General features: G+C 57.8%; 6 protein-coding genes and 3 pseudogenes. 7 read left to right on the forward strand and 2 right to left on the reverse strand.

Going from position 1 to position 8,523, the window contains the following annotated elements; genetic code table 11:
- Positions 1 to 158: transposase (locus tag ACLFKU_RS41640; protein ID WP_410853116.1), on the forward strand; the 158-nt coding region annotated here is incomplete at its 5' end.
- A gap of 1,148 nt (positions 159 to 1,306) precedes the next feature.
- On the opposite strand, the gene ACLFKU_RS41645 is transcribed toward ACLFKU_RS41640, so the two are convergent.
- Positions 1,307 to 1,465 carry a hypothetical protein gene (locus ACLFKU_RS41645; RefSeq protein ID WP_410853111.1) on the reverse strand — a complete coding sequence of 53 codons (159 nt, stop codon included), beginning with the start codon at positions 1,463 to 1,465 and terminating at the stop codon, positions 1,307 to 1,309.
- A gap of 101 nt (positions 1,466 to 1,566) precedes the next feature.
- Between ACLFKU_RS41645 and ACLFKU_RS41650 the strand changes: the two genes are divergently transcribed.
- The 3 genes and pseudogenes from ACLFKU_RS41650 to ACLFKU_RS41660 all read left to right on the forward strand — a co-directional run.
- Positions 1,567 to 2,313, forward strand: coding sequence for a beta-ketoacyl-ACP reductase (locus tag ACLFKU_RS41650; protein ID WP_410853112.1), 747 nt, complete (start codon positions 1,567 to 1,569; stop codon positions 2,311 to 2,313).
- Between the two features lie 695 nt (positions 2,314 to 3,008).
- Positions 3,009 to 4,415: a GGDEF domain-containing protein gene (locus tag ACLFKU_RS41655; protein ID WP_410853113.1), complete on the forward strand. Its 1,407-nt coding sequence runs from the start codon at positions 3,009 to 3,011 to the stop codon at positions 4,413 to 4,415.
- A gap of 383 nt (positions 4,416 to 4,798) precedes the next feature.
- Positions 4,799 to 5,140 (forward strand): annotated as a pseudogene (locus ACLFKU_RS41660) (IS110 family transposase); the annotation flags it as partial.
- Between the two features lie 52 nt (positions 5,141 to 5,192).
- On the opposite strand, the pseudogene ACLFKU_RS41665 reads toward ACLFKU_RS41660, so the two are convergent.
- Positions 5,193 to 6,619: pseudogene (locus ACLFKU_RS41665) on the reverse strand (IS3 family transposase).
- A 173-nt stretch (positions 6,620 to 6,792) separates the two neighbouring features.
- Between ACLFKU_RS41665 and tnpA the strand changes: the two are divergent.
- The 3 genes and pseudogenes from tnpA to istA all read left to right on the forward strand — a co-directional run.
- Positions 6,793 to 7,221 carry an IS66-like element accessory protein TnpA gene (gene tnpA / locus ACLFKU_RS41670; protein WP_410853114.1) on the forward strand — a complete coding sequence of 143 codons (429 nt, stop codon included), beginning with the start codon at positions 6,793 to 6,795 and terminating at the stop codon, positions 7,219 to 7,221.
- Positions 7,218 to 7,604 carry an IS66 family insertion sequence element accessory protein TnpB gene (tnpB, locus tag ACLFKU_RS41675; RefSeq protein ID WP_410853115.1) on the forward strand — a complete coding sequence of 129 codons (387 nt, stop codon included), beginning with the start codon at positions 7,218 to 7,220 and terminating at the stop codon, positions 7,602 to 7,604. The genes tnpA and tnpB overlap by 4 nt, the downstream gene beginning before the upstream one ends.
- Before the next feature lie 66 nt (positions 7,605 to 7,670).
- A pseudogene (gene istA / locus ACLFKU_RS41680) lies at positions 7,671 to 8,523 on the forward strand (IS21 family transposase); the annotation flags it as partial.

Here is an 8,523-nt window from a genome sequence, read left to right on the forward strand (position 1 = left end):
GGCGGTGGGTGGTCGAGCGCAGCTTTGGCTGGCTCAACCGTTTCCGGCGTCTCGCACGTGACTATGAACGGCTCCCCGAAACTCTCGCCGGGCTTCATTTTGTCGTCTTCGCAATGCTCATGCTTGTCCACGCCGTGCCAGTACTTCAAAGTTCCTAACACGCTCTAAAAGCTCGTTTGCGATGCGCTCACAACGTCCGGCGCAGCTTTCTACTTGAGTCGACCGCCATGTTGATTACTATGTAGTCCTAATTAGTAAGAGAGAACATTCTCAAACTCAATATTCTTTACAATCCGTTATGACCTTTCCGTCAGGCTTGGTACCCATGGCAAGAAGAAGAAACCCAGACCCCAACGGATGCAACAGATGAACACTGGTACCTCGCCGCTCCGTACGCTGACCTTGATGAGTAAGGGCCCACCACGGCGCTGCTACATGCTGCGCGAAGGGCTCAACGCGTTGCGCTGGATTATGAGAGCGGGTGGAGCGTCGCATTTGTTACCCAATAGCTGAGGGAGGTGGTCTACCAGCAGACGCAGCGCAGCGCTGAATCCAGCAAGCTGCTTCGGGGCTATGTCAATGACCTGCGTTCGATCATCCGGGTTGCGCAGGAACACCGCCGTCAACACAGCGCGGTCATTCTCGACGCGCGCACCTCAGTCGAGCTGATACTGGCCCGCACGGCGGTTGATACCGTGGGCAGTCGCTTGCCGTGCACGTGGGGCTGGCCAACCAGCAGGAGCGCGCCCCGGTCGGGAAGCTGGCGCATCGGGTTCTGCGGGCCGCCAGTCGGACTGCCTTTCGACGACCGGAGGTGCACAGACGAAGAACCTGCGCACGCTACACTCGACGAAGGCATTGACCTCTAAGTCGTCAAGCCGCCGCAGGCGAAAAGGCGCTCCGTGTATTTTTGGCGCCGCTGGTCAAACGCAGCTTTGACTGGCTCAACCGCTTCCGCAGAAAGCGGCAGACGCTACAGAGCGATGGCGCGAGGCCCTCGCTGGTTGCGTTTCGTCGTATTCTCCGTGCTTGTGCTCATCCACATTGCAGCCTTTGACAAAGGGGCATAACACAACCTAGCTGCGCCCCCCCTATTTACCAGCCGTGCGGGGCAGATGAACCCCCGAGAGAACCCGACGAATAGCGTGCGGGGAAGGTCGGAACACTACACTCCCGAGTGCGGCAACGGTATCTCTTCGATGATTGATCCATGTTAAGCCCGCTGTTGACCGATACGCCTATATTGAACACGCAATCATGGCGTGCGCGTTTGCAGCTGCTTCCAACCGGATAATTGCGGATCGCTTTATCGCGTCAGGAAATCCGTCATGCGAGGAAAATCCGTGACACCATTCAATCCGTAGGGCGCGAACTTACGTTTGCGCTGCGAACGCATGTGTTCTTCTGCGAAGTTCTGCAACGAGCCGGCCTTGCCGTACCGTCGCATAAAACCGGCGGTCGACATGGTTCCTCGAGGGGAGTGTCGGGGAGCCGAAAATCTCCGGACAATTCAGTAAATCGACTCAATCACCGGCCGCCGACGGCCTCGCTCACAAGGGGAACATCATGTCAGCCAAACGCGTTGCTTTCGTTACTGGCGGCATGGGCGGTCTCGGAGCCGCCATTAGCCGACGTCTCCACGATGCAGGCACGGTGGTCGCCCTCTCGCATTCCGAGCACAACGATCACGTTGCCACGTGGCTCGTCCATGAACGGGATGTAGGTCGCCGTTTCGTTGCGTTCGAGGTCGACGTCTCCAGCTTCGATTCGTGTGCGCATTGCGCGGAGCGCGTGCTCACCGATTTCGGTATGGTGGACATTCTTGTGAATAACGCGGGCATTACGCGCGATTCAAGCTTTGCAAGAATGACCAAGGAAGATTGGGATAAGGTCTTACGCACCAATCTCGATTCCATGTTCAACCTGACGAAGCCATTTCTCGGTGGAATGGTCAAGCAGGGATTCGGGCGGATCGTGAATATCGGCTCAGTGAACGGTGCGCGCGGTGCATTCGGGCAAACCAACTACGCCGCAGCAAAAGCGGGCATTCACGGTTTCACCATGTCGCTCGCACTGGAGACGGCGCGATACGGCGTTACCGTCAACACGGTGTCGCCCGGTTATCTCGCCACGACCATGACTGCGGCGATTCCCAAGGACGTAATGGAAACACGAATTCTTCCTCAGATTCCGGTCGGCAGACTCGGTCAACCGGACGAAGTCGCGGCCGTGGTGGCATTTCTCTGTTCCGATGAAGCCGGCTTTGTGACGGGCACCGATTTCTCCGTCAACGGTGGTATGCACATGCGATGAAAAGCGACAATCTAGCGTCAGACAACTTTCGGTTTTGTCTGGCGCAGTCTGCGCGGGACATTCACTTCAACGACAATTGTCCATAAGAAACGCATGGCGTAGCGGATGGGACACGATGCGCCAATTGCAAGACAGCGACAATCCAGCATCGCCGCCGGGCCAAGGTTCGCGAAGGACTAAATGTTTCCGATAAGCTAAGCGATGTAAATTGTCGTAACTTTGAGGGTTCGTCGCTGACGAGCCAGCCTTCTACCCGAACCAGCACAGAGGGACCGCTTCCGAGAATGGCAAACCCGCGTCACGCGGGCCGAGGTAATTGCAGGGCTGAGCCTCTATGGTCGTAAATTTTACGATTGCGCATCCCTAGCCCAGGCATTATCGTCAGCAGGCCGGTTTTCTCGCCAACGGGCACACCAACAAAAACGAGTCGTACACGTTATTGTTTTTCCATTTTTTGAGCGTTTTTTGACGCCATCCCAAAAAGGACGACGATACAATCCCATCCGGCATGCGGGGCCCATTCAACGTAGGAATTTAAACGCGTCGTTTTGATAGAAAATTGGGAAACATACAAAGATGGTTGCAAACTTTTATGGCGCATCGATTCAGCTCATCTGTCAAAATCCGTATCTGGCAAAGGCAATTGTATCGATGGGGGCAACGACGGGCTGAAAGGACCACACCGGAGTGAATTTATGAGCGCGACGACTGCGGTGCAGACTGATAAGCAACGTTCCTTCGTGCGGTTCATCACGAGGAGCTACGCGCAGTTGGTTTTCGTCGCCTTCGCTCTTGTTCCGGCCTATCTGATTGGCTACCTGTATTTCTTTCAAAACCCGGGTCTCAAGTTCGAAAACTACCCATTTCATGAAATTGCGATCACAGGAGCGACGTTTGTGGGTCTTTTTGTCGCCTACTTGGCGTGGCAATGCTATCGATCCTCCGGCGAGCCGTTGCTGCGATGGATGACGCTAGGCTTCCTCGGATCTGTATTGATCTGTGCGCTCCATGGCGCATTCACCAGATCCGCTCATCAAAACATTTGGCTATTCCTGTTGTATGGTCCGGCGTCGCGTCTAACGATGTCGATTCTGTTGTTGATTGGGCTTCTGTCGTATCAAAGGCCGTCTGATCCCGCTGAGCGCCGCGCCGGAGCCAAGTACTTGCTAAGTTGGGCCGCAATATTCCTCGTAGTGGACGTTCTGGTTGCGCTTCTTGCCCATTCTACAGTTGCTGGCGTTATCATTCTGCGGGTCATGGACACTGCGGCGCTCGGGTTTTCGACGCTCAGCGTCGTTATCCTGATACTGCGTCGGCCTCGGTCCCCGCTGATGCTGGTCTGTGGCATCTCCGTCATGTCCTTCGCTCTGTCGTCGGTGGCTTTTCTTCTGAGCAGCCCATGGAACCACATGTGGTGGCTTGCTCACGTCATTTTCGCCAGCGGCCTCTTCCTTCTCAGCTATGGCGTGGCGCAGGCCTTTTTGACGACACGTTCATTTGCGACGATCCATAGTCGCGAGGAGTTGAACGCGCGACTCGCCCAAGAAATGGATCGCGCCAAAAACGCTCTGAAGGAAGTTCACCGCGAGAACCAGAAGCTGGCGCACCTCGCGGCGACCGATCCATTGACCGGAGCTGCGAATCGGCGTCATTTCATTGCGTGTGTAGAAACGGAGGTCGTTCGCGCACAGAGAGACGGCACTCCATTCTCACTTCTCGCGCTCGATCTCGACAACTTTAAATGGGTCAACGACGCTTACGGACATCAGGTCGGCGACACAGTGCTCCAGGGATTCGTGCGAGTATGCCGCGACGCGATTCGGCCCTACGACGGCGTAGCACGCGTGGGCGGCGAAGAGTTCATGGTGCTGCTGACCCGCACATCGCTGGATGCAGCACTCGCAATCGGCGAGCACATTCGCGCGACAATTGCCAGCACGACTTTCGCCGGTGAACTTGGGTGCAAGGTATCGATAACTGTCAGTATCGGCATCTCGCAGTTCGGCAGGGATGGTCGCACGATTGACGCACTACTTCGGTCAGCAAACGAGCGGCTTTACCACGCGAAAAGTCGGGGTCGCAACCGAGTGGCGATTGTTTAGCGGACCGAACCCCGCAGATGTACGCAAGCGCAACGCGACTGACGCGGCACTTCAAGGGTAGTTCGTTGTCCCCTTATTTCGCTCAATGGCGTTGGATTGGTCCACATGATCGTCAGAGATAGAGAACCGGGCCTAAAACAGTCACCAGCCCACGCACAGCCACCAACGTCAGATGCAAGGTTTTCGCAACCCGGGGCGCACGCAGTCGCTTCTGTCGGAAGTCGAACCGAGTTAGTGTGGCCGCTCGACGAGCTCAAAACAGCTTGTCGTCGAGCGCCGCGTTGAACACCGTCGGGGCACTAATCGCCCCCGCTGAGCGCCAACGCCCGACCAAGCCCTTTTTCCATCTACTCCATCGGTTGGCAGCGTGTGGCACCTGACACAGGCATGACGGCGTTCTGCTTGCCTATCTGCCCGGACTGGCGATGCGCCGCAATGCCGACCTGCATGCCGGTGAGGCCAAGACAGACGCCCGCGACGCCGCAATCATCGCCGAGGCCGCCGGTTCGAACCCGCATACGCTGCGCTCGCTTCGGTTAGCTGATGAACCGCTCGCCGAGCTGCCCATGCTGTGCGGCTTCGACGACGATCTCGCCGCTCAAATTCCCCAAACCAGTAACGGGATTCGCGGCCTGCTCACCCAGATCCATCCCGCGCTTGAGCGCGTTCTCGGACCGCGCCTCGAGCATCCCGCCGTGCTCGATCTACTCGAGCGCTACCTGTCAACGCCGCTTGAATTCTGACCCGCCGGGGGTGCGGCTAAAATCCTGGACTGGGTTATGCCGCCATTCCAAGACTTTCCCGGTATTCAATGGGGCTGAGAGATCCGAGCGACATCTTGATCCGCGTGGCGTTATACCAGCGGATGTAAGCGTCAAGAATCTCCATGAAGTGATCAACGGTCGTAGCCCGCCAGTCACGAGGATAAAACAGTTCCGTCTTGAGCCGTCCAAAGAAGCCTTCACAGGCGGCATTATCGGGCGAGCATTCTTTGCGCGACATCGAGCGAATGAGCCCGGCATCGCACATCCGGGATAGCCATCCCGGCCAGCGATAGTGGGCGCCGCGGTCGGAGTGAACCACGGGCCGCTCATCGCAATCAGCGACCGACTCGATGGCCGAATCCAGCATCGTATTTACGAGTTCAGCGTCCGGCCGTGTACCGATTGACCAGCTCACGACGAGACCATCGAAGCAATCGATTACCGGCGACAGGTACACCTTGCCCGCTGGGATCTGGAATTCTGTAATGTCGGTAAGCCATTTCTGATTCGGGGCGACTGCACGGAAATCCCTTCTCCGAGATGAATACCTGCTGCCGACCCAGCGCCGCGCGGATTCGACGATAGCCGTAGCAACGGTAATTGCGTTCGAAGATGTCTGCAATGACGCGACGCGCACCAGCATGTCTGTCAGCGACAAGCAGGCGCGCACGATGATAGAAGTAGGAGCTGCGGGCGAGCCGCAAGACGGCCAACAACTCGGGCAACGTATAGGTCTGTTTCAGGGCATCAACCAGCATCGTCTTCTCCTGGTTGCTCAGGAGTTGCAGGTCGATGCCCGTTCCTTTTTTTATCAGTTCGTTCGCCTTCGCGAGGATGTCGCGCTCGAGTTGCAATTTCCGGATGTCGCGTCGAAGCGATTCGACCTGTTGCTAGTTCCGCACGCTCATGGTCCGGCGCAGGCTTGTTCTGGCGTTTCATGGATGCAGGCATCTCTCGACCGAGTAGCTGGTTCTTCCAGTTGTACAGCATCGGCCTGCTTACGCCAGCTTTCTGGGCAACCACGTGCGCACTTTCCTCTCTGGTGCACAGCTCGATGACTGCCGCCTGCCTGGCCTCCCGCGATCTCGGCGCACTGCGAGCCACTCGGCCGACAATACGCTTTCCGATCTGGGGGCACAGCTCTTCGATCCAGGCAGCAAATGTCCCGCGACTCGGATAGCCCAATGCCCTCAAGGTTACCGCAGCACATCGGTCATGGCTCAGATAATGGTCAACGGCAGCCTGTTTCTGTTCGACCGAATACTTCGGCCTGGAACGAACATAGCCGATCTGCAAATCATGACACCGTTCGTATTCGCGATGCCAGGCTTTCAGGGAATTCTTTGTCGGGTAACCCAGCTGTCTGATGGTCGCCCCGATGCGCTTTCCCAACTTCAGATACAGCCGAACTGCTTGAATGCGGTCTTCGTACGAGTACACGGACTACCTCCTGGTAGTCCAGGATTTTGTCAGCACCCCCGGTGGGTCATTTTTACATCGGCGCTAACAGCTACCCGTCTCCAGCCGCGCTTGCAGCAACCAGCGAGAAGACGGTAAGCGGCTCGTGGCGGCCGTTATAGACGGTGGCCGAGGGCGACATCAAAGTGATGTCCATGATTTCCGATCTGATGGGCATCACTTTGTCACAGTCTGCAGAGAAGAAGCCGGGTACCCGAACGGGGCGCCCGAATTACCCCCGGGAGCTTCGTGAGCGACTGGCAGCGGCAGCTTGCGAGCCTGGCGTATCAGTCTCAAAGCTGGCCCGGGAGAATGGCATCAACGCGAACATGCTCTTCACCTGGCGGCGGCGATATCTGGACGATCAGCAAGCTCGATCTGCCGGGCTCATTCCGGTCGTATTGCTAAGCGACACGCCAACAGAGGTCATTGCATCAGCTCCGGTAGAACCGCAAGCGCCGGGCGCGAAGCCTGTACCACCCGTAGGAACGATCGAGATCCGGATCGGTCGTGCGGTGGTTAAAGTGGGCGGCCTGGTTGATGCCGATATGCTGCGGATCGTGCTAGGTAGTCTGCGCTCATGATCTCCCTACCGGCAGGCACGCGCATCTGGATCGCTGCTGGTGTCACCGATATGCGCTGCTGGTTTCAGGGGTTGGCAGCGAAGGTGCAAACAGCGCTTGAGGAGAATCCGCTAGGCGGCAACGTCTACATCTTCCGGGGCCGTCGGGGCGATCTGGTAAAGATTCTCCCTGCCACGGAGGACGGAATCTGGCTTCTCGCGAAGCGGCTTGAACGAGGCCGTTTTATATGGCCCAAGACCGACGGTGGCAAGGTCCATCTGTGCGTATTTCGGACGAACGTGACCGGCCGTTTCGGGATAGTGACCGGCGATTTCGGCAACGTGACCGGTCATTTCGGGAACGTGACCGAGCGGACCGGAAGTCAGGATTGGCGTTGCGCATGACATCAACCACGCGGGCTATGCTCGCCGGCTTTGGCCGGAGAGACGATGCCAGCGCACCGGATGAACATGCGCATGATCAAGGACGTTTTACGACTTAAATTTGACGGCGGTTTCTCGCACGATCGGATCGCCGCATCACTGGGCATATCCAAGGGCGTGGTCACGAAGTACATCGGACTAGCCAGTGCCGCCGGGCTGGACTGGGCAAGCGCCTGCGATATGGATGAAGGCGAACTCGAGCGGCGGCTTCTCGGCAAGCCCACGGGGCCAGCAGCCTATGCCCAGCCCGACTATGGACGCATCCATCAGGAGCTACGTCGCTAGGGCATGACGCTGACCTTGCTGTGGGAGGAATACCAGGCTGAGTTCGCGGACCGGCAGACCTACCGCTATACGCAGTTCTGTGGGCACTACAAGGCGTTCACGAAACGCCTGAAGCGCTCGATGCGTCAGATTCACCGCGCCGGCGAGAAGCTGTTTGTCGACTTCGCCGGCCCCACGTTGCCGCTGACGACTGGACGCCGCGCGCACATCTTCGTAGCGGCTATGGGCGCATCGAGTTACACGTTCGCATGTGCGACGCCGGCCGAGACGATGGAGGACTGGCTGGGCGGCATTGCTCGCGCGCTGACCTTCTATGGCGGAGTGCCGCAGCTGATCGTCCCGGATAACCCACGCGCGATGATTGCCGATCCCGATCGCTATGAACCTCGTGCCGGCGACACTGTGCTGGACTTCGCGCGTCACTACGGCACATCATTCCTTCCTGCGCGCGTATATCGTCCGCAGGACAAACCGAAGGTAGAGGTTGCGGTCCAGGTGGTCGAACGCTGGATCATGGCACGCCTGCGTCATCACCGGTTTGACTCGGTCCACTCGGTCAATGAGGCAATCTGCCCGCTGCTCAAGAACCTGAATG

Source organism: Paraburkholderia sp. EG304 (genome assembly GCF_046543485.1).
Classification (GTDB): domain Bacteria; phylum Pseudomonadota; class Gammaproteobacteria; order Burkholderiales; family Burkholderiaceae; genus Paraburkholderia; species Paraburkholderia youngii.